The sequence below is a fragment of the Streptomyces hygroscopicus genome, assembly GCF_026168105.1.
Taxonomy (GTDB): Bacteria; Actinomycetota; Actinomycetes; order Streptomycetales; family Streptomycetaceae; genus Streptomyces; species Streptomyces hygroscopicus_D.
The window spans coordinates 31,425-50,319 of sequence record NZ_LBMW01000042.1 but is presented as its reverse complement, the minus strand read 5'-3'; the positions used below and the strand labels follow the sequence as shown (position 1 = coordinate 50,319).

Sequence of the window (18,895 nt, the reverse complement as noted above, 5' to 3'; positions counted from 1 at the left end):
TGGATCTCAGTGGACTTCGGACAAGGAGTCAGGGTGCTTCGACGCGGGCGCCGGAGTCCTGGCGGACGTGAGCAGCGGGGCGAAAAGCCCCTCCAACCGCCGCCGTACGCGCCACGACTCGCGCGCGGAACACACCACGTCCGCGATTCCGTCCGGTCGGACCAGGGCGATCCGGGTGGTGTCCGGGCCCCGGGTCGCTCCGTGCTGTTCGGGGGCCCACCGCCGCAGCCTCTCGGCACGCGTCTCCAGTATCTGGACCTCGACCACCTCGGCACAGTGGTCGCCGACCCAGGCCGCCAGCCGGGCGGCCTCCGCGCCGAATGTCCCGTTCCCGTAGAGCAGGAGCGTGTGCCGGAGGTCCGAGAGGGCTGCGCGCAGGGGCATCCGCCGGGAGCGGGTCGTGTCCCAGATCTGCCTCCGGGGGACGAGGCCACCCTCGACGAACCCCCCGGAGCCGGGCCACGGACGCCCCGCTGGGAGGGAGAGCCGCCGGCGCCGGGGACCCGGCTGCGTGTACACCGTCCGCTGCCCGGCCAGCCAGGGCAGGTAGTCGAGGTGAAAGAGGCGTAGCGCGGAGGCGACCCGTAGCGCGTTGTCCCGCACAGCGACCTGATGAGGCTTGTTCAGCAGCCAGATCCGGGTCTGTACCTCTGCCTGCTTGATGGCGGTCCGGGCTACCTGCCCGCGCTCGCTCTCGAAGCTGTCCAGCAGTGTCGCATCGCAGTGACCGTGCCAGCACAGGGCGAGCTTCCAAGCCAGGTTGTGCGCGTCGGCCACGCCGGTGTTCAGCCCCTGACCGCCTGCCGGACTGTGGATGTGCGCGGCGTCGCCCAGGAGGAAGGCCCGCCCCTCGCGGGTGCGCTCCGCATGCCGGGAGTGCACCGAGAACACACTGGTCCAGTCCGGGTCGCGGAGCCGGAGGCCACCAGGACCTCGCTCGTCGACCAGCCGCTGGACTGCTGCCAGGTCCACCTCGTCGCGCCGGAGTCCGGGCGGCGCCGAGGTGAAGACCCTGAACCGTCCAGAGGGCAGCCCGCACGTGACCAGAATGCCGCGCGGCGAACAGAAGTAGTGGGTGACGTCCGGCTCCAGCGGGCCGTCGAGCTCGATGTCGGCCACCACGAACGACAGTTCGTGGGTGGCGCCCTCAAAGCCGATGTCCAACTGCCCTCGGACCCTGCTACGCGCGCCGTCGGCGCCCACCACCCAGGAGAACTCCTCGGTCCGCTCGACCCCGTCAGGGCCGCGCAGCAGCGCCTTGACCGCCGGCCCGTCCTGCTGGAACCCGACCAGTTCGGTGCCCCACATCACCTCTCCGCCGGCGGCGGCCAGGGCGTCACGCAGCATGGCCTCCACATCTGGCTGCGGCAGGCAGACCGGTTGCACACTCGGGTCCCGGAAGCGCAGGTCGGCGATCACCCGGCCGTCGGAGTAGTACCGCATGGCCCGTTGCGGCAGGATCCGCCGCCGTATCTGCTCGTCGGCTCCCATCCTGCCCAGCAGTTCCAGGGTGCGGGGCCAGACTCCGAGTGCCTTCGTCGACATGCTCGGGCCTTCGGCGCGGTCCACACAGTGGACCGGCACGCCGCGGCGGGTCAGTTCGACAGCGGCGGTGAGGCCGGATGGCCCCGCACCGACCACCAGGACGGGACGCTGGTCATGAGTTGTCATACGACAGTTGTCTCCTGGGTTGCGGAGTCCTCGACGGTCGGCGAGTCGGTGGTCGCGTCCTGAGGCTCCCGCAACATCAGGTACACGACGACCGTTGCGACGGCGCAGATCGCGGCCAGCAGCCACAGAACGGAGTGCATGGCCCCGGTGTAGCTGTCGGCGAGGAAGCCACTGAAGCGGTCGCGCAGTTCGGGAGTGGTGCTGTGGGCGGCACCCGCCAGGTCGCCGCTGGCGACCCGGTTGGCCAGGCCGGCCGCGTCGGACGAAGGACGTCCGTAGCCGTGCAGGCCCTGGGCCACCCGGCTCTGGAGGAGTGAGACCATCACGGTGCTCATCACCGTGATGGCGACCGCCTCACCGGCGAGCCGCATGGTGTTGAACATGCCCGCGGCCATACCGGCGCGTTCGGGAGCGACCGAGGTGACCGCGACGCCGTCGATCATGCCCGCGGAGAAGCCCATTCCGATGCCGATCAGCAGCAGCGGGCCGGCCAACTGCCAGGTGGAGATGCCCGGGTGCAGCACGGTGAGCCATGCGCCGCCGAGCGCAACCAGGAGCAGGCTGAGGCTGAGCACGGCGCGGGTCGACATGCCTCGCTTCACCAGCACGTTGACGCCGAGCGGCACCACCAGCACCGGCAGGGTGAGCAGCATCATGGTCGCCCCGGCGGCGTCCGCCGAGTCCCCGTTGGCCCCGCTGAACCACGAGGGCAGCAGCACCAGCAGGCAGACGAAGCCGAAGGCGATGGCCACGGGGAGCAGGCAGACGGCCAGGAAACGGGACTGCCGGAAGAGTGCCAAGTCGAACATGGGATGCGCCTGGCGGCTCTCGGCGACGACGAACAGAGCGATCAGCAGTACCGCGCCCGCGAACATCGCGATCACTTCGGCGCTGGCCCAGCCGATCTGCGGCCCCTGGACCACGCCCAGCATCAGCAGGAAGAGGCTGGCGGTGAAGGTGATGGTGCCCCACCAGTCGACCCTGGCGCCCTCGCTGCTGCGGGACTCGGGGATCGCGGGCAGAGCCAGCAGAACCACGGCCGTGACGACGGCGTGCGCGAAGAACACCCACCGCCAACCCAGCGTACCGACCAGGAGACCGGACACAGAGGGGCCGAGGGCCAGGCCCGCGCCCGCCGAAGAGCCGAGAATCGCGAAGGCCCGGCCGAGGGCGGCCCCCTGGAAGGTGGTGGCCAGGATCGCGCAGCCGCTGGTCATCACCGCGGCGGCGCCGAAACCAGCCACGCCGCGCAGCACGTCGAGCAACAGCACGTTGCCCGACAGGCCGCTGGCCAGCGAGGCGAGGGCGAACACGGCCGTTCCGACGGTGAACATCCGGCGGCGGCCGACGATGTCGGCCAGTGAGCCGCAGGCCAGCATGAAGGAGGCGAAGGCGAGGTTGTAGGCGTTCACCACCCACTGCAGCGGAACGAGGCCGGCGTGCAGGCCGGAGGCGATGTCAGGCAAAGCCACCGAGCTGCCGGTGAGCGATGCGGGGAGGATCAGGACGGCCACGCACACCGCGGCGAGGATGATCGTGGGCCGTTTCGTGGTGGGGCCCGAGGTCGCTGTGCTCATGTGAGCTGCAATCCCTCCATGTATGACAGACGGCGGATCCGTTGACGCAGGATACAACTCTATATCAGTACCCTGACATTAGTGCGAGTACTACTTCAAGGAAGGAGGTTGGTTGAATTCGGCGACCGGACGTGGCGGTCAGACGGGAATCCGCTCGGTGCCGGGTACGAGCGCGTTGGGCAGCACCCGCCACCCGTGCTCCGCCGCCACTGCAGCCAGCACGGGGTGGTTCCCGACGATGGTGGGCCGGCCCACCAGACGGAGCATGTCGAGATCACTCGGGTCGTCGGCATACGCGAAGCACTGCCCTGCCACAGCGCCTTGAGCCGCAAGGACGGTGCGCACCGCGGCTCCCTTGGCCGGGCCGAACATCGCTCGCGCGATCCGTCCGGTCAGCAGCCCGGCCTCGTCCACCTCGGGCTCGGTGCACAGCACCTGGTCGACACCCAGGTCCTCGGCCATCGGCGACAAGCTCGCGGGCCAGGCACCGGAGACCGCCACGGTGAAATGCCCCTGACGCTGGTGGTGCCGCAGCTGCCGCAGCGTGGCCTCGATGAACGGTACCCCCTGGCCACGCAGCTCCGCGTACCAGGCACGCCCCTGGCTCAGCAGCTCGCTCCACGCGACGCCGGCGAGGGCGCGGTAGAACATCGCACTCACCTCCGCGGGTTCGCCGCCCTGAGCGGCGAACCCGAGGATCGGCTCGACCTTCGCGCGGTACGCCGAGCCGTCCAGGTCGCCCTGCTCGCGCAGCCGGTGGCGCAGCAGTGCGAAGGGGCTCTTCATCGCGACCAGTGTCTCGTCGACGTCGAAGAAGGCCACCACGGGAGCGGGAGAGGGCATCAGGCCGCCCACATCAGGCCGCCGTTGACCTCCAGCACATGTCCGTTCACGTAGGAGCTGTCCGAGGCGGCGAGGAAGACCGCGGCCGCTCCCACCTCCTCCGGCCGTCCCAGGCGCCCGGAGAGAAGACGCTTGCGGTAGCTCTCCCAGATCCGGTCGTCGGCTGCAACCTTCCTGCCCATGCCCTCATCGATGTAGCCGGGCGACAGGCAGTTGACAGTGATGCCCTTGGGAGCGAGTTCAAGGGCCGAGGCCCGGGTGAACATCTCCACGGCGGCCTTGCTGGCACTGTAGGCGGCCGCGCCGACCACGGCCCGGCTGGCCACGCAGGACGAGAGGTTGATGATCCGGCCGCCGCCCTGCTCCTGCATCGGGCGGATCGCCGCGCGGGTGCACAGGAAGACGCCGTTGAGGTTGGTGGCGACGGTGGCGTTCCAGTCCGCCACCGAGAGCCTGCTGATGCTGCCGTCGCGACTGACCCCGGCGTTGTTGACCAGCACGTCGATCCGGCCGAAGGCGGTCAGCCCCGACTCCATCAGCTCCGCCACCGACCCCTCGTCGGTGACATCGGCGTACTGGTAGCGAGCTCTCCCCGGATATCGGTCGATGAGTTCTTTCACGTCGTACTCGTTGCGGGCGGCGCAGACGACGTTCGCGCCCTCGGCGAGGAAGCTCGCCGCGATGGTGCGGCCGAGGCCCCGCGTGCCACCCGTGATGATGGCGGACATTCCGTCAAGCCTCATGTGCAGTATTCCTTCCTCAGTACCAGGTCAGGAGGGTCGCCCCGGCCGTCATCCCACCGCCGATGGAGGCCAGCAGGACACGCTCTCCGCGTTCCAGGGGGCGGGTGCGGTTGGTGTGGTGCAGCGTCAGCGGTACGGAGGCGCCCGCCGTGTTGCCCAGGCTGGGAGCGGTGAGGGCGACCTTGTCCCGGTCGATCCCGGCCTCTACCGCGAAGGACTCCAGCAGCCGGGTGTTGGCCTGGTGGAAGACGAACCGGTCCACGTCTTCCAGCTGCGCGCCGCATTCCGCGAGGGTCTGGCCGACCACCTTGTGCAGGGTGGTCATCGCGTAGTCCCGCACAGCCCTGCCGTCCATCCGGAAGAGATGCTCGCCCGCCCTGCGGACCCGCTCGTCCAATGGGGTACGACTGCCGCCGGCCGCGACCTTCACGTAGTCGTGCAGCTCGCCGTTGGCCAGCAGGGTGCTGCCGTGGATTCCGTAGCCCTCCGGCACGGGGCCGAGCACGACCGCGCCCGCCCCGTCGCCGAAGAGACTGACCGTCTTGCGGTCGCCCCGGTCCATGATCCGTGAGAAGACGTCCGCGCCGACCACCAGTGCGTTCTGGCCGGGCTGACCGTCGAGCAGGGCCTTGGCGATGGTGAGCGCGTAGAGGAAACCGCTGCACACCGCGTTGACATCAAAGGCGGGCAGGGCCGGAAGGCCGAGTCCGGCCTGGACGACTGCCGCCGTCGAAGGCTGCGGGTGGTCGGGGGTGCAGGTGGCCACGATCAGGGCGGCGAGCCTGTCCCTGACCTCCGGGCCAGCCGCCTGGAGCGCCGCGCGCGCGGCGGGGAGAGCCAGGTCGGACGTCGCCTCGTCATCCGCCGCGTAACGGCGCTCCAGAATGCCTGTCCGTTCGGCGACCCACTGCTCCGTGGTGTTCGCCCAGGCAGCGATCTCGCGGTTGGACACCACACGTTCGGGAAGGTGAGCGCCGATGGATATCACGCCGATTGCCATGTATCAGCCTCTTGTCCCTTGTAGCCGAAAGGTAGTCATATGCCCATGCCGAGCCCGCCGCTGACCGGCAACACCGCGCCGGTCAGGTAACCGGCCTCAGCACTCGCCAGGAACCGGACGGCGGCGGCCACTTCCTCCGCCCTGCCGGGCCTTCCCAGTGGCGTCCGGCTGAGGAACTGCTCGCGCCGGGCCTTACTCAGGTCGCGCGTCATGTCGGTGTCGATCAGGCCCGGGGACACCACGTTGACGGTGATGCCACGCGGACCCAGTTCCCAGGCCAGCGAACGGGCCAGACCGACCAGGCCGGCTTTGGCTGCCGCGTAGTTGGTCTGTCCCGGAGAGCCGGTGAACGCCGCGGAGGAGGAGACCAGGATCAGACGCCCCCAACGCTCGGCGAGCATCTGCCGGGACGCGTGCTTGACGACACGGATCACCGCGCGGAGGTTGGTGTCCAGCACCTCGTCCACGTCCTGATCGGTCATGGACAGCAGGAGCGCGTCCCGGACGATGCCCGCGTTGGCCACCAGCACCTCTACCGGGCCCTGCTCGACGGTCACCTTCTCGAACAGCCGCGCCACCGCATCGGGCTCGGTGATGTCGCAGGCCACCCCGTACAGACCGGGTGGTGGCGCGGCGGTGCGGTACGTGACCGCCACGCGGTCGCCCTGGGCAGCCAGGTCCTGGGCGATGGCAAGGCCGATACCGCGGTTGCCCCCGGTCACCAGGACGGAACGGCCGGTGCGCGTCATGCCGCCGTCACCACCACGACGGCGTTCTGTCCTCCGAAGCCGAAGGAGTTCGACATCGCCGCGCCGATGGTCGCCGTGCGGGGCCGGCCCGCGACGACGTCCACCTCCACCTGGGGCTCGACACACTCCAGGTTCGCGGTGGGCGGTACCGACCCCTGCTCCACCGCCAGCACCGTGTACGCGGCCTCGACCGCTCCAGCCGCGCCGATCAGGTGGCCGACCACTCCCTTGGTGGAGGTCACCAGGGGGTGATCGCCGATGACCCTGCGGATGACGGCCGCCTCAGTGATGTCGTTCTTCGGGGTGGAAGTACCGTGCGCGTTGACGTGAGCCACATCTGCCGGGTCGAGGCAGGCGTCGGCCAGCGCTGCCCGCATCGCCCGCTCCGCACCGTCCCCCGTCGGGTGGGGGGCAGAGGCGTGGAAACCGTCGGCCGAAGCTCCGAAGCCGCTGATCCTGGCGCGGATCCTGGCCCCCCTGGCGCGTGCGTCGGCCACTCGCTCGAGTACCAGGACACCGGCGCCCTCACCGGCGACGAAGCCGTCCCGAGCCGCGTCGAAGGGGCGGGAAGCGGCTGCCGGGTCCTCGGTACGCCGGGAAAGCGCGCCCATCTTGTGCAGGCTGGCCATGCCGGTGCGAGTGAGCGCCGCCTCGGCGCCGCCGGCCAGCACGACGTCACAGACCCCACTCTCCAGCAGCATCCGGCCGAGACCGATGGCGGTGGTACCGGAGGCGCAGGCGGTTGAGACCACCTGGTTCGGGCCCAGCGCCTGGCAGTCCATGGCGATGTGACCGGCCGTCATGTTGACCGGCGCCGTCACCATGAGCTGCGGGGAGACCACTGTGGGCCCACTCTGCAGGTACGTCTCATGCTCGCGTTCGAAGCTCGCGGAGCCGCCGAACGAGGTGCCGATCACCACCGCGACCCGGGCGCCCTCCCACGACTGCGGATCGAGACCGGCGTCCGCCACAGCCTGCCGTGCTGCGGTCACGCCGAGCTGGCTGACCCGGTCCATCCGCAGCATCGTGCGCCGACCGAGTTCGGCAGCCGCGTCGAAGTCGTCGACGCGACAGGAGAAGTCGACGGCCAGTCCCGCCAGTTCAGGGCTCCTGCTCGCCGTGGACCGGCCATCCCAGATCCGGTCCACATTGGCCTCGACCCCGATTCCAGCTGGAGTGACAAGGCCCAGACCGGTAACGGCCACGTCGAACCTTCGGCTGCGCACGTCGGTCACGAAGCCGCCTTGAGCTCGTGGTCAAGAGAGCCGAGAACGTCGCCGATGGTGCGCTCGGGGGCGAGCTGGGTCTCATCGAGCACCACACCGAACTCCTTCTCCACCGCCACGCTCAGTTCGACGATGAGGAGCGAATCGAGGTCGAGGGATTCGAGAGTGGTGTCTTCGGTGAGCGATTCGGTCTCCACACCGAGCTTCGCGCTCAGCAGGGAGTAGAAGCGCTCCTGGGTGTTGCTCATATCGTTTCTCCTGTGAATAGGTTGCCTGGGCAGTTCGCCGCCAAGGCGGCTTCGACTCGGCCGGATCGGTTTTCCGGCTGGTTCAGTGATGGGTGTCCGGACGGCTGACCACGACAGCGGTGAAGGTGAAGCCACCGCCGCCGTTCAACACGACGGCGTATTGCCCTGGTTCCAGCCAGTTGCCGCTCGCCAGGTCGGCCAGTGAGGCGTTCAGATCACCGGCTCCCAGGTGGCCGGTGGCACGCCCGAGATCCAACAGCGATGCCGAGACGCACTCCGTCAGCGGCGGCACGTACGCCTCCGCCATCGCCTTCGTGCCCAGCCTGGGCAGCACCGCGTGGCGCAGCCGCGGGTCGTCCGGAGCCAGGCCGCATGATTCGATCGCCTCGCCGACCGCACTCCGGATCCGGTCATGGGCAAGCTTGGTGAAGTGCTCGATACCGAAGGTCCGCACGAAGTGGCGCTTGGTGCGCCGCACGTCGATCATCGGGCTGTGGCCCAGCGGCTCCGCGTTCAGCTCGTCCTCTCCACGGTGCATGACCTCCAATTCGGCCGCCACGGTGGTGGCTATGGAGTGGAGAATGAGATCTGAGTGGCGCCCCTCATCCCGGTGCACCAGGACCGCGGTCCCCGCGTCCCCCGCGGCCATGCCGTAGTCGGTGCGCCAGCGGTGCCAGCTCGGCATCAGGAATCGGTCGCCGGTGGTCACCAATGCCGGCCCGGCCTGCGGGTCTCCCTGTAGCCGGGAGATAGCCAGCTCGATCCCGATGGCTCCACCGTTGCACTGCTGCAGCAGCCCGATCGGCACCGCATCACGCGCCTCGAGCCGGTCAGCGATGTAGTGCGGTGCCGACCAGGCATCATGTCCTTGATGATGCACACTTGCGTGCAGCACCATCGACAGTGTCTCCGCCGGGCAGTGGCCTCGCTTCAGCACCTGGCGTCCCGCAGCCACGGCCATGTCCGGAGGGGCGATGTCCTCGCTGACCGGCAAGGCCGTGTAACCGAGATCGGCGGCACTGCGCCTGTCCACCTCCCCAGCGGCCAGCGCCTCCTCGACGGTTTGCCGGTCCGGCGGATACCAGGCCGCGCAGACGAGACCGTATGTCCTGCTCAGCCGCATCAGCGGCCTCCGAGGGCAACGGCAGGCGGGACGGGAGAGGCTGACGGCGTGGAGACGATGACCTCGCAGGTGCACGCGGTCGCACCGCTCTGCTCGAAGGACACCGCCACCGAGCGGCAGTTCCCGGCCTGTTCCAGGCGCGCGGACACCTCCGTGGGACTGTCCAGTTCGACGAAGCGCTGGAAACGGGCGCGCAGCACTTTCACCCGCCGCGGGCCAGCCTCCTCACCTGCTGCCCCTGGCTTGGAGGTCAGCGCCAGGAGGGCAGCCTGGCGGGCGGCTTCCAACAGAGCCGTCGCTGGAACATGGTCGAGCGGGTGGTCGTAGAACACCGGATGCCCCACCGGGACATCGAGGTCCGCGATGATCTGCCCGTCGGCGCGGCGCACCGCGGATATGGTGACATTCTCCTCAAGCGTGCGCCCCACCGTGCAGCTTTCCGGCGGCGTGCCGAGCCGGCGGCGCGGCATGCCGTCGGAGAGCGGCGCCGGCGAGCTGCGACGCAGGGTCCGGAAGCTCTCGTAGCCGGAGCGGGTCGGATATCCGGTGATCACTGTGCTGGTACCCACACGGCGCCCGGCGAGGTACAGCTCGCTCACCAGGGTCGCCCCCAGCAGGCGCGCGCCGCGCTGCTTCAGATCCCGCGCCTCGATCACCATCGTCAGCTCGCCGGGGTCACACGGCACCAGGAGCGACTCGTCGTCGAGCTCGATGGCCCACTCCGTGATGAGGAACGCCGTATCCATCGGGACACCGAGGTGACAGTGCGCCACCAGGGTTCCCGCCTGCCGGGAGCACTCCAGCAGCAGCATCGGGTCGATGGGCGCCGGGGACAGCGGGTCGTCATTGAAGTACCGGTGGGCAGACGGCAGTCGCGCCGCGACTGCGAAACAGTCGCCACCCAGCGCGACGTCATCGGTGAGGAAGACCTCACTGGCCGCATGACGGTGGACGAGCGACCGTTCCACCGACCCGTCGAAGCGGAGCCGGTGCTCAGCGACGACCGCGCCGGAGGCCGCGGTCAAAGACGTATTCACCTGGGTCATCGACTTGCTCCGTTCGAATCGATCGCACCGAGGTATCCGTGAGGAACACCTCTGGGCAGGCACAGCGGTGGAGCGGGCTGGGGTCGGTCGACCGGAAGAGCGGGTGCTTCTGGACGCTGAGCACAGCCGTGTGTCATCACCGTCATCGCGGGCACCCCTTCCCGTGAGAGACCAGTGGCCCCCACGCCTCTCTCGCTGTCTCGTCGTGACGCGTCGCGCACCTTCACATCTGCGGCCGGCAAGGCAAGAAGCTAGCCGCGGCGTCTTTCGTCCTGCTGTCGCAGCGTGTAAGCGACTGCTGCGCTCGACCGGGTGATGCCGGGCAGCCGCTCGTAGTCGGACCGGTCGCGGCCGAGGTAGCCGTCAACGAGGTAAGGGCGGTGCTGAACCCACTTGAGTGGGCGCCTGGCGGCTCTGGTGATCCGGTAGGCGTCAGCGATGAGGTCGCCGATGCCGTGCCTGACCGGCACCAGATCTCTTCCCGGCACACGGCCGACTACCAGCAGCGCATGAGCGCAGCCCCATGGTGGTGCGTCCGGCGGCGCGCGGCCCGATCCTGGAAGTCTCACCCGAACAGCGGCGGCTGGCATCCGCAGATTCCGGAAGACCGGCTTCCGTCGGATCCGCCATGGCACAGTGTGGGAAGGGAGTTGACGGTGGAGCCCAGCGCCGGAGAATAGCTTTTCGACTGGCTGACGGCTGACCCTGACGTCAGCCGGACGGCAGAGATCGCGCAAGGTTCGGCCGGGCGGCCGGGGAGCATGGGAGTCGGCTTCGACCTGATTGCAGTCCTCGACGAACAGTGCGTCCGCCTCAACCCGTACCCCCGGGTGGCGGACCCGCAGCACATCGGTCAGCGCCCAGTGGGTCAGGGACCGGCGGCCGTCGAGCAGCCCCGCCTGCGCGAGGGTGAACGCGCCACCGCACAGCGCGGCGATGGGGCACCCCGGGCGTGGGCGCGGCGCAAGACCGTGAGCATCGGCTCTGGCGCCGGAGTTAGGTCGTCCAGGCCCAGATCAGGATCAGTCCGGCCCTGGGCAGCCAGGCGGGGGTAAGGTCCGGGACGTGCGCGAGCCCGCCGCGCATCGGCACTGGCCCGGGGCTGGCGGCCACCCAACGCAGTTCGAAGTCCGGCATCCCCTGTCGGGGCGGTCCACGCCCCACACCTCGCTGATCACGGTGACGTCGAAGGCCCGGATGCCGGGGAAGGCGAGCAGCGCGGTACGCCGTTCCTGGGTCGGTCGAGTCCAGTAAGTCCATCGATCATGTTCTTTCCGCACGCTGGGAGCGGGCCGGCCAAGACGGCAGGATCGAGGGCATGGAGATCACAAGGAACGCGGCGCTGGTGGTGGACGTGCAGAAGGGCTACGACGAGGCGGAGCTCTAGGGGCCGCGCGACAACCCGGCGGCCGACTGGAACATCGCAGCGCTGATCGGCGCATCGCAAGACTCGTGCCGCCCCGTCGTATTCACATCAGCGAGCGAAGGCGACTCCGGTCATCCGTGCAGCCGACTTCGGAAGCTGACAGCCTCAGTAAATCCGGATCCCCATTCGGCACGCGGCGCGCATGGGCACGAACCCCACGCTTCACGCGTACCCATCGTCCTCGATGGGAGCGTTTGGCCATGGCCAAACCGGATGCCGCACAGCGTCATCCAGCGTCATCACCCGTCACCTGTATGCCCGGATTTGCCCACCTGCACAGCAAAGACGCAGGTCACGATAGCGATACGAAACAGGTTCGAGTCCCATCACTCACCCTGAGTAGTCGGCCGGTGACCCGTGAGAAACGGGTCACCGGCCGGTTCGCGTCTCAGGGGGTACGCCCGCCGCCTGTGTCGATGACGCAGAACCGGTTGCCCTCCGGGTCGGCGAGTACGACGAAGTCGGCGTCATCGGGATACCGGTCCCAGTCCACGCGCCGCGCACCGAGCCCGACCAGCCGCTCCACCTCCGCCGCCTGGTCGACGGCGTCACCGGCGTACAGATCGAGGTGCACGCGCGGACGCTCCTGTACGGGCGTCTCGCTCAGCCCCAGCGACAGCCGCGGCCCGGCGGCTGCGCCCTGCGGCACCAGCACGACCCAGTCGTCCTCGATCCCGTCCCTCGGCACATAGCCCAGCGCCCGCATCCAGAACGCGGCGGCCCGCCGCACATCGGACACACCCAGCACCACGGACCCGATACTCAGCATGCCCCTATGGTCGCCACCCCGGCCACGGCCCGCCACGGGTCCGGTAAGTCCCGTACGCCGCCGCGCCGTTCATCCGACGTAGCCCCACCCCGGCTGCCTCGGGGCGAAGGGGCCCGTCCTCCCGCTCAGGAGGAGTCCCGTTCCACCAGCTCCGTCGGCAGGACCACCTGACGGCGCCCCGGAGAACGTGAGACCTGGGGGCGACGGTCCGCTATCTCGTCCAGCAGCAGGTCGATCATCGCCCGGCCCATCTCCTCGATGGGCTGGCGCACGCTCGTCAGCGGCGGGTCCATATGGCGGGCGATCGCCGAGTCGTCGTAGCCGACCAGCGCCACGTCGTCGGGTATGCGGCGGCCCGCCTCGCGCAGCACCTTGCGGGCCCCCGCCGCCATCACGTCCGACTCCGCGAACACCGCGTCAAGGTCCGGCCGGCGGCCCAGGAGTTCCGTCATGGCCCGGCGGCCGCCGTCCTCCGTGAAGCCACCGGGAACGATCAGTGCCTCGTCCACCTCCCGGCCGGCATCCCGCAGCGCGTCCCGGTAGCCGTCGATACGCCGCTGGGCGCCGTAGACATCGAGGCGGCCCGTGATCGTGGCGATCCGCGTCCGCCCCCGGGCGATCAGGTGCTCGACCGCCGAGCGGCCGCCGCCGTAGTTGTCCGAGTCCACCGAGGGCAGCGTCTCGCGCTCCGACCGCGGACCGCTGATCACCGCCGGGATCTCAAGCTGGGCGAGGAGGTCGGGCAATGGATCGTCCGCGTGCACGGAGACCAGCAGGACGCCGTCCACCCGGTGCGCAGCCAGGTACTGGGCCAGCCTGCGGCGCTCGCGGTCGCTGCCCGCGAAGATCAGCAGCAGCTGCATCTCCGTGTCCGACAGCTGGGCCCCGACGCCGCGCAACATTTCCGAGAAGTACGGCTCCGCGAAGAATCGGGTCTCCGGTTCGGGGACGACGAGGGCGATCGAGTCCGTACGGTTGGCAGCCAGGGCCCGGGCCGCCGTGTTCGGCACATAGCCGAGTTCCGCGACCGCCGCCTCGACGGCCGCGCGCGTCGCGTCGCTGACCCGGGGCGAGCCGTTGATCACCCGTGAGACCGTGCCGCGGCCCACCCCGGCGCGCGCGGCGACCTCCTCCAGAGTCGGCCGTCGGCCGCTCCGGCCCCGCGTTCCGTGGCCTGCCATGGGCTCCGCCTCCCGTCACACCGCGCGCTCCGCGCCGGCCTGGAATCTAACAGCCGCATCGAGGAACACCGCCGCGGCCTCGATCGCCGGACAAGTGGGTGTTTCCCGCTGACACGAGCCACCTCACCACTGTCCGACATCCCCGACCCGTCCCCGCCCCTTGGCTGACGTCCCGATAACTGAGGGCAGCTCTCTCCGTCCGCTCCCTTGACACCCCCGCCCGGACCCACGACCCTTCAACACATCACTTGTGGGAGCGCTCCCACACTACGTGACACATACACATCCCGCACGTTCCCCGCCCGAGCCGCAGCGAGAACACACGGGCCCAGCAAAGAAGTTGGCCGGGGGGTCGGCACGTCAGGGCAACAGGAGGACGACATGCGAGCACGTACCCGATCTGCCCACCGGACGGTGGCCTTCGCGGCCGTCGCCGCGCTGGGCGCCGGGCTGCTGGCCGGCTGTGCCAACGACAGCGGCGGGAGCAGCGGCAGCAGCGACACGGGCGGCGGCAAGGGCAAGACGACCATCACGCTCGGCCTGTTCGGCGCGTTCGGCTACAAGGAGGCCGGACTCTACACGGAGTACGAGAAGCTCCACCCGAACATCGACATCCAGGAAAACACGATCGAAAGGAACGAGAACTACTACCCCGCTCTCGTCAACCACCTCACCACCAACAGCGGCCTGCAGGACATCCAGGCCGTCGAGGTCAGCAACATCGCCGAGGTCACCAGTACCTTCGCGAACAAGCTGGTGGACCTCTCCAAGGTGTCCGGCGTGCAGAAGTCGGGCTGGCTGGACTGGAAGTGGCAGCAGGCCACCACCAAGGACGGCCAGACCATAGGCCTCGGCACCGACATCGGCCCGATGGCGATCTGCTACCGCAAGGACATGTTCCAGCAGGCCGGTCTGCCCACAGACCGCGAGGCGGTGGGCAGACTGTGGGCGGGCAGCTGGGACAAGTTCGTCAAGGCCGGCGAGCAGTACCAGAAGAAGGCCCCCTCCGGCAGCACCTTCATGGACTCCCCCGGTGGCCTGCTCAATGCCATGCTCGGCAGTCTGAGCACGCGCTTCTACGACTCCTCCGGCAAGGTCGTCTACAAGACGAACCCGGCCGTGAAGGCCGCCTTCGACCTGACCGCGAAGGCCGCACAGGAGGGTCTGGTCGGCAGCCAGACACAGTTCCAGCCCGCCTGGGACCAGACCATCTCCAACAGCAAGTTCGCCGCGGTCTCCTGCCCGCCGTGGATGCTCGGCTACATCAAGGGCAAGTCGAAGCCGGACGCGGCGGGCAAGTGGGACGTGGCCGCGGCGCCGCAGGCCGGCAACTGGGGCGGTTCCTTCCTGACCGTGCCCAAGAGCGGCAAGAACGTCACGGAGGCCGAGAAGCTGGCCGCCTGGCTGACCGCGCCCGCGCAGCAGGCCAAGCTGTTCAGCGTGCAGGGCAGCTTCCCGAGCTCGCCGGCCGCGTACACGATGTCCGCGGTGACCGGCGCCAGAAACGAGATGACCGGTGACACCCCGATCGGCACGATCTTCGCGACGGCCGCCAAGGGGAGCCCGGTGCAGATCATCGGCCCGAAGGACCAGATCATCCAGCAGGGCCTGACGGACAACGGCGTCATCCTCGTGACGAAGGGCAAGTCGCCCGCCGAGGCCTGGACGACGGCCACCAAGACCATCGACAACAACCTGGAGAAGTGACCGGCATGGCCACCCGGCACGACACCGCCGCGCCCCCCGCGAAGGAGGGGGGCGCGGCCCCGGTCCGCCCGCCCGCCGTGGTCACGGAGGCAGAGCAACGGCGCCGCACCCGGCTCTCCCGCCGCTGGCGGCGGGACATGCGCTGGAGCCCGTACGCGTTCGTCTCGCCGTTCTTCCTGCTGTTCATCGCCTTCGGCCTGTTCCCGCTGATCTACACCGGGTGGGCCTCGCTGCACACGGTCGAGCTGACCGCGCCCACCGACATGCAGTGGGCGGGGCTGCGCAACTACACCCGGATCTTCGACGACGACTTCTTCTGGAACGCGGCGAGGAACACCCTGACCATCGGGATCATCTCCACGGTCCCCCAGCTGATGATGGCGCTGGGCCTCGCGCACATCCTCAACTACAGGCTCCGGGCCTCGATCTTCTACCGGGTCGTGATGCTGGCGCCGTACGCCACGTCGATCGCCGCGGCCTCGCTGGTCTTCGTCCTGCTGTTCGGCCGTGACTACGGCATGGTCAACTGGGCACTGCATTTCGCCGGCATCGGCAGGATCGACTGGCAGAACGACAAGTGGCCCTCGCAGATCGCGGTGTCGGCGATCATCGTGTGGCGCTGGACGGGCTACAACGCACTGATCTATCTCGCCGCGATGCAGGCGATCCCGCAGGACCTGTACGAGTCGGCGGCGCTGGACGGTGCCTCGCGCCGACAGCAGTTCTTCCATGTGACGCTGCCTCAGCTGCGGCCGACGATCCTGTTCACCTGTGTCGTGTCGACGATCGGCGCAAGCCAGGTCTTCGGCGAGCCGCTTCTGTTCGACGCGAACAAGGGCGCGTCGGGCGGCGCGGAGCACCAGTTCCAGACGCTCGGTCTCTATCTGTACGAGCAGGGCTGGGTGAACCAGCATCTGGGCCGCGCCTCGGCGATCGCCTGGACGATGTTCCTGATCCTCATCGTGATCGGGATCGTCAACTACGTCATCTCGCGCCGGCTGCGCGCCAGTAGTTAAGGAGACCCGGCCGTGACGACGACCTTGATGAGGCCCTCCGGCGCGGGGGCGAAGGAGCCGCGGCTCCCGCGGGGGCCCAAGGCGGCCCGGGCGGGCGGGCAGGCGTACGCGGGCCCGTTCGCGTACGCCGTGCTTGTCCTGTTCTCGATCGGCTCGCTCTTCCCGCTGGTGTGGACGGCGATCGCCGCCTCGCGGGACAACAACCGGCTGGCGCAGACGCCGCCGCCGTTCTGGTTCGGCTCGAACCTCCTCGACCATCTCAAGATCGCCTGGACGGACGCCGATCTCGGCAAGGCGTTCTTCAACACGACACTCGTGGCGGGGATTTCGGCGGCCTCCGTCGTCTTCCTGTCGACGATCGCCGGGTTCGCCTTCGCCAAGCTGCGCTTCAAGGGCCGTAACGCCCTGATGCTGATCGTCATCGGCACGATGATGGTGCCGCCGCAGCTGAGTGTGATCCCGCTGTACATGATGGTCGCAAAGCTCGACTGGACCGACCAGCTCCAGGCGGTGATCCTGCCGTCGATCGTGAGCGCGTTCGGGGTGTTCTTCATGCGGCAGTACCTGATCCAGGCGCTGCCCGACGAATTGATCGAGGCGGCCCGCGTGGACGGCGCGAGCAGCTGGCGCGTGGTGTGGAACGTGGTCTTCCCGGCCGCGCGGCCCGCGATGGCGGTCCTCGGCATGCTGATGTTCGTCCAGACGTGGAACGACTTCCTGTGGCCGTTCCTGGTCCTGACCCAGAACGGCAACCCGACCGTCCAGGTCGCGGTGGCGGGCCTGGGCCGCGGCTACACCCCGGACCAGTCCCTGATCATGGCGGGCGCGCTGCTGGGCACGCTGCCGCTGCTGCTGGTCTTCGCGGTCTTCGGCAAGCAGATCGTGGGCGGCATCATGCAGGGTGCCGTCAAGGGCTGACGCCCGCGCGGGACCTCGATCCGCCGACGCTCGCACGGGACTCCGATCAAGGGGCCGGGTCACCGCCGTTCCGGCCCCTCTTCCCCTCCCCCTCCCGCAGTTGTCCTGCCCCTACCGACCCGGTCTCCACGGCCATTCAATGGGAGCGCTTCCATGCCTGAGTCTGTCGCGTCCGTGACGCCCCTGACCTTTCCTCCCGCCTTCCTCTGGGGCGCGGCGACCTCCGCGTACCAGATCGAGGGGGCGGTGCGGGAGGACGGCCGTACCCCCTCGATCTGGGACACCTTCAGCCATACGCCGGGAAAGACGGCCGGAGGCGAGACCGGTGACATCGCCGTCGACCACTACCACCGCTACCGCGAGGACGTCTCGCTGATGGCGGAGCTGGGCCTGACGGCATACCGCTTCTCGATCTCGTGGTCACGCGTGCAGCCGACCGGCCGGGGGCCGGCGGTCCAGCGGGGCCTGGACTTCTACCGGCGCCTGGTGGACGAACTCCTCGCGCACGGCATCAAACCGGCGATCACCCTCTACCACTGGGACCTGCCGCAGGAGCTTGAGGACGCGGGCGGCTGGCCGGAGCGGGATGTGGCGCACCGGTACGCCGAGTACGCGCGGATGGTGGGCGAGGCGCTGGGTGACCGCGTGGAGCAGTGGATCACCCTGAACGAGCCGTGGTGCAGCGCGTTCCTGGGCTACGGTTCCGGCGTGCACGCCCCGGGCCGTACGGATCCGGCGGCGTCGCTGCGTGCGGCCCACCATCTGAACCTGGCCCACGGCCTGGGCGCCCTCGCCCTCAGGTCCGTGATGCCGACCCGCAACACGGTGGCGGCGAGCCTCAACTCGTCCGTGGTGCGGCCGGTGTCGCAGGACCCGGCGGACCTGGCGGCGGCCCGGAAGATCGACGATCTGGCGAACGGCGTCTTCCACGGCCCCATGCTGCACGGGGCGTACCCGCAGACCCTGCTCGAAGCCACCTCGTCGATCACGGACTGGTCGTACGTGCGGGACGGGGACCTGGAGACGATCAACCAGCCGCTGGACGCGCTGGGTCTCAACTACTACACGCCGACGCTGGTCTCGGCGGCCGCCGCGGCGGACGCGAGCGGCCCGCGGGCGGACGGGCACGGGGCGAGCACGCACTCGCCCTGGCCGGGCGCGGAGGATGTGATGTTCCGGCAAACCCCCGGCGACCGGACGGAGATGGGCTGGACGATCGATCCGAGCGGACTGCACGAGCTGATCATGCGCTACACCCGGCAGGCGCCGGGCCTGCCGCTGTACGTGACGGAGAACGGCGCCGCGTACGACGACAAGCCGGCCCCGGACGGCCAGGTCCACGACCCGGAGCGGATCGCCTACCTGCACGGACATCTGTCGGCGGTGCATCGCGCTCTCAGGGACGGCGCGGATGTGCGCGGCTACTACCTGTGGTCCCTGATGGACAACTTCGAGTGGGCGTACGGCTACGGGAAGCGGTTCGGGGCGGTGTACGTGGACTACCCGACGCTGGCCCGCACGCCGAAGTCGAGCGCGCACTGGTACGGGCGGGCGGCGCGGACGGGCCAACTGCCGCCGATGGAGGGCTGACCGCGCGGGGCGCGGCACGAGAGGGGAAGTGCCGCGCCCCGGCGGAGCTCCTCACCGGTGGA

General features: G+C 69.4%; 17 protein-coding genes and 2 pseudogenes. 5 read left to right on the top strand and 14 right to left on the bottom strand.

All coding sequences use genetic code 11. The features are described 5' to 3' along the window. Positions 1–6 precede the first annotated feature (6 nt). The 11 genes from AAW14_RS30515 to AAW14_RS30465 form a co-directional block, all read right to left on the bottom strand. A complete protein-coding gene (locus tag AAW14_RS30515; RefSeq protein WP_265567557.1) occupies positions 7–1,671 on the bottom strand; it encodes an FAD-dependent monooxygenase in 1,665 nt (554 codons plus the stop codon). Next, on the bottom strand, positions 1,668–3,248 hold the full coding sequence (locus AAW14_RS30510; protein ID WP_265567555.1) for an MFS transporter: 1,581 nt from the start codon (positions 3,246–3,248) through the stop codon (positions 1,668–1,670). Before AAW14_RS30510 ends, AAW14_RS30515 begins: the two co-directional genes overlap by 4 nt. A 138-nt stretch (positions 3,249–3,386) precedes the next feature. Continuing rightward, entirely contained in the window at positions 3,387–4,091 is a 705-nt protein-coding gene (locus tag AAW14_RS30505; RefSeq protein WP_265567553.1) for an HAD family hydrolase, read from the bottom strand. Next, complete coding sequence (locus AAW14_RS30500) at positions 4,091–4,834, bottom strand: SDR family NAD(P)-dependent oxidoreductase (RefSeq protein ID WP_265567551.1); 744 nt, start codon at positions 4,832–4,834, stop codon at positions 4,091–4,093. The genes AAW14_RS30505 and AAW14_RS30500 overlap by 1 nt, the downstream gene beginning before the upstream one ends. 16 nt (positions 4,835–4,850) lie before the next feature. Then, complete coding sequence (locus AAW14_RS30495; RefSeq protein WP_265567549.1) at positions 4,851–5,834, bottom strand: 3-oxoacyl-ACP synthase III family protein; 984 nt, start codon at positions 5,832–5,834, stop codon at positions 4,851–4,853. 35 nt (positions 5,835–5,869) lie between these two features. Further along, positions 5,870–6,583, bottom strand: a complete 714-nt coding sequence (fabG, locus tag AAW14_RS30490) for a 3-oxoacyl-ACP reductase FabG (RefSeq protein WP_265567547.1) — start codon at positions 6,581–6,583, stop codon at positions 5,870–5,872. Then, on the bottom strand, positions 6,580–7,818 hold the full coding sequence (locus AAW14_RS30485; RefSeq protein WP_265567545.1) for a beta-ketoacyl-[acyl-carrier-protein] synthase family protein: 1,239 nt from the start codon (positions 7,816–7,818) through the stop codon (positions 6,580–6,582). The genes fabG and AAW14_RS30485 overlap by 4 nt, the downstream gene beginning before the upstream one ends. Next, positions 7,815–8,057 (bottom strand): acyl carrier protein, encoded by a 243-nt coding sequence (locus AAW14_RS30480; RefSeq protein WP_265567544.1) that lies wholly within the window; start codon positions 8,055–8,057, stop codon positions 7,815–7,817. The genes AAW14_RS30485 and AAW14_RS30480 overlap by 4 nt, the downstream gene beginning before the upstream one ends. 82 nt (positions 8,058–8,139) lie before the next feature. Then, the gene (locus tag AAW14_RS30475) at positions 8,140–9,180 is read right to left on the bottom strand and encodes a 3-oxoacyl-ACP synthase (protein WP_265567542.1); all 1,041 of its coding nucleotides are present in this window, start codon (positions 9,178–9,180) and stop codon (positions 8,140–8,142) included. Continuing rightward, complete coding sequence (locus AAW14_RS30470) at positions 9,180–10,226, bottom strand: ScbA/BarX family gamma-butyrolactone biosynthesis protein (RefSeq protein ID WP_265567540.1); 1,047 nt, start codon at positions 10,224–10,226, stop codon at positions 9,180–9,182. The genes AAW14_RS30475 and AAW14_RS30470 overlap by 1 nt, the downstream gene beginning before the upstream one ends. A 251-nt stretch (positions 10,227–10,477) precedes the next feature. Next, positions 10,478–10,696, bottom strand: coding sequence for a hypothetical protein (locus AAW14_RS30465; RefSeq protein WP_265567591.1), 219 nt, complete (start codon positions 10,694–10,696; stop codon positions 10,478–10,480). 222 nt (positions 10,697–10,918) lie between these two features. Here AAW14_RS30465 and AAW14_RS39885 point away from each other — a divergent pair. Further along, positions 10,919–10,966: pseudogene (locus tag AAW14_RS39885) on the top strand (hypothetical protein); the annotation flags it as partial. A gap of 42 nt (positions 10,967–11,008) precedes the next feature. Here AAW14_RS39885 and AAW14_RS30460 read toward each other — a convergent pair. From AAW14_RS30460 to AAW14_RS30450, 3 genes and pseudogenes are all read right to left on the bottom strand, one after another. Then, a pseudogene (locus AAW14_RS30460) lies at positions 11,009–11,506 on the bottom strand (DJ-1/PfpI family protein); the annotation flags it as partial. A gap of 534 nt (positions 11,507–12,040) precedes the next feature. Next, positions 12,041–12,421 (bottom strand): VOC family protein, encoded by a 381-nt coding sequence (locus tag AAW14_RS30455; protein WP_265567539.1) that lies wholly within the window; start codon positions 12,419–12,421, stop codon positions 12,041–12,043. 125 nt (positions 12,422–12,546) lie between these two features. Beyond that, a complete protein-coding gene (locus AAW14_RS30450; RefSeq protein WP_265567537.1) occupies positions 12,547–13,602 on the bottom strand; it encodes a LacI family DNA-binding transcriptional regulator in 1,056 nt (351 codons plus the stop codon). A gap of 381 nt (positions 13,603–13,983) precedes the next feature. Here AAW14_RS30450 and AAW14_RS30445 point away from each other — a divergent pair, with 381 nt between their 5' ends. The 4 genes from AAW14_RS30445 to AAW14_RS30430 all read left to right on the top strand — a co-directional run bounded on the left by AAW14_RS30445 (position 13,984) and on the right by AAW14_RS30430 (position 18,833). Next, on the top strand, positions 13,984–15,309 hold the full coding sequence (locus AAW14_RS30445) for an ABC transporter substrate-binding protein (protein ID WP_265567536.1): 1,326 nt from the start codon (positions 13,984–13,986) through the stop codon (positions 15,307–15,309). 5 nt (positions 15,310–15,314) lie between these two features. Continuing rightward, the gene (locus AAW14_RS30440) at positions 15,315–16,325 is read left to right on the top strand and encodes a carbohydrate ABC transporter permease (protein ID WP_265567533.1); all 1,011 of its coding nucleotides are present in this window, start codon (positions 15,315–15,317) and stop codon (positions 16,323–16,325) included. A 27-nt stretch (positions 16,326–16,352) separates the two neighbouring features. Next, positions 16,353–17,243 (top strand): carbohydrate ABC transporter permease, encoded by an 891-nt coding sequence (locus AAW14_RS30435; protein WP_265567589.1) that lies wholly within the window; start codon positions 16,353–16,355, stop codon positions 17,241–17,243. Between the two features lie 153 nt (positions 17,244–17,396). Further along, entirely contained in the window at positions 17,397–18,833 is a 1,437-nt protein-coding gene (locus AAW14_RS30430; RefSeq protein WP_265567531.1) for a GH1 family beta-glucosidase, read from the top strand. The last annotated feature ends 62 nt before the right edge of the window (positions 18,834–18,895 follow it).

Coding starts and splice junctions, on each gene's coding strand:
- AAW14_RS30475 (WP_265567542.1), bottom strand. CDS start 9,180: ATGCGGCTGAGCAGGACATACGGTCTCGTCTGCGCGGCCTGGTATCCG.
- AAW14_RS30440 (WP_265567533.1), top strand. CDS start 15,315: ATGGCCACCCGGCACGACACCGCCGCGCCCCCCGCGAAGGAGGGGGGC.
- AAW14_RS30445 (WP_265567536.1), top strand. CDS start 13,984: ATGCGAGCACGTACCCGATCTGCCCACCGGACGGTGGCCTTCGCGGCC.
- AAW14_RS30450 (WP_265567537.1), bottom strand. CDS start 13,602: ATGGCAGGCCACGGAACGCGGGGCCGGAGCGGCCGACGGCCGACTCTG.
- AAW14_RS30470 (WP_265567540.1), bottom strand. CDS start 10,226: ATGACCCAGGTGAATACGTCTTTGACCGCGGCCTCCGGCGCGGTCGTC.
- AAW14_RS30455 (WP_265567539.1), bottom strand. CDS start 12,421: ATGCTGAGTATCGGGTCCGTGGTGCTGGGTGTGTCCGATGTGCGGCGG.
- AAW14_RS30500 (WP_265567551.1), bottom strand. CDS start 4,834: ATGAGGCTTGACGGAATGTCCGCCATCATCACGGGTGGCACGCGGGGC.
- AAW14_RS30435 (WP_265567589.1), top strand. CDS start 16,353: ATGAGGCCCTCCGGCGCGGGGGCGAAGGAGCCGCGGCTCCCGCGGGGG.
- AAW14_RS30515 (WP_265567557.1), bottom strand. CDS start 1,671: ATGACAACTCATGACCAGCGTCCCGTCCTGGTGGTCGGTGCGGGGCCA.
- AAW14_RS30510 (WP_265567555.1), bottom strand. CDS start 3,248: ATGAGCACAGCGACCTCGGGCCCCACCACGAAACGGCCCACGATCATC.
- AAW14_RS30495 (WP_265567549.1), bottom strand. CDS start 5,834: ATGGCAATCGGCGTGATATCCATCGGCGCTCACCTTCCCGAACGTGTG.
- AAW14_RS30430 (WP_265567531.1), top strand. CDS start 17,397: ATGCCTGAGTCTGTCGCGTCCGTGACGCCCCTGACCTTTCCTCCCGCC.
- AAW14_RS30505 (WP_265567553.1), bottom strand. CDS start 4,091: ATGCCCTCTCCCGCTCCCGTGGTGGCCTTCTTCGACGTCGACGAGACA.
- fabG (WP_265567547.1), bottom strand. CDS start 6,583: ATGACGCGCACCGGCCGTTCCGTCCTGGTGACCGGGGGCAACCGCGGT.
- AAW14_RS30480 (WP_265567544.1), bottom strand. CDS start 8,057: ATGAGCAACACCCAGGAGCGCTTCTACTCCCTGCTGAGCGCGAAGCTC.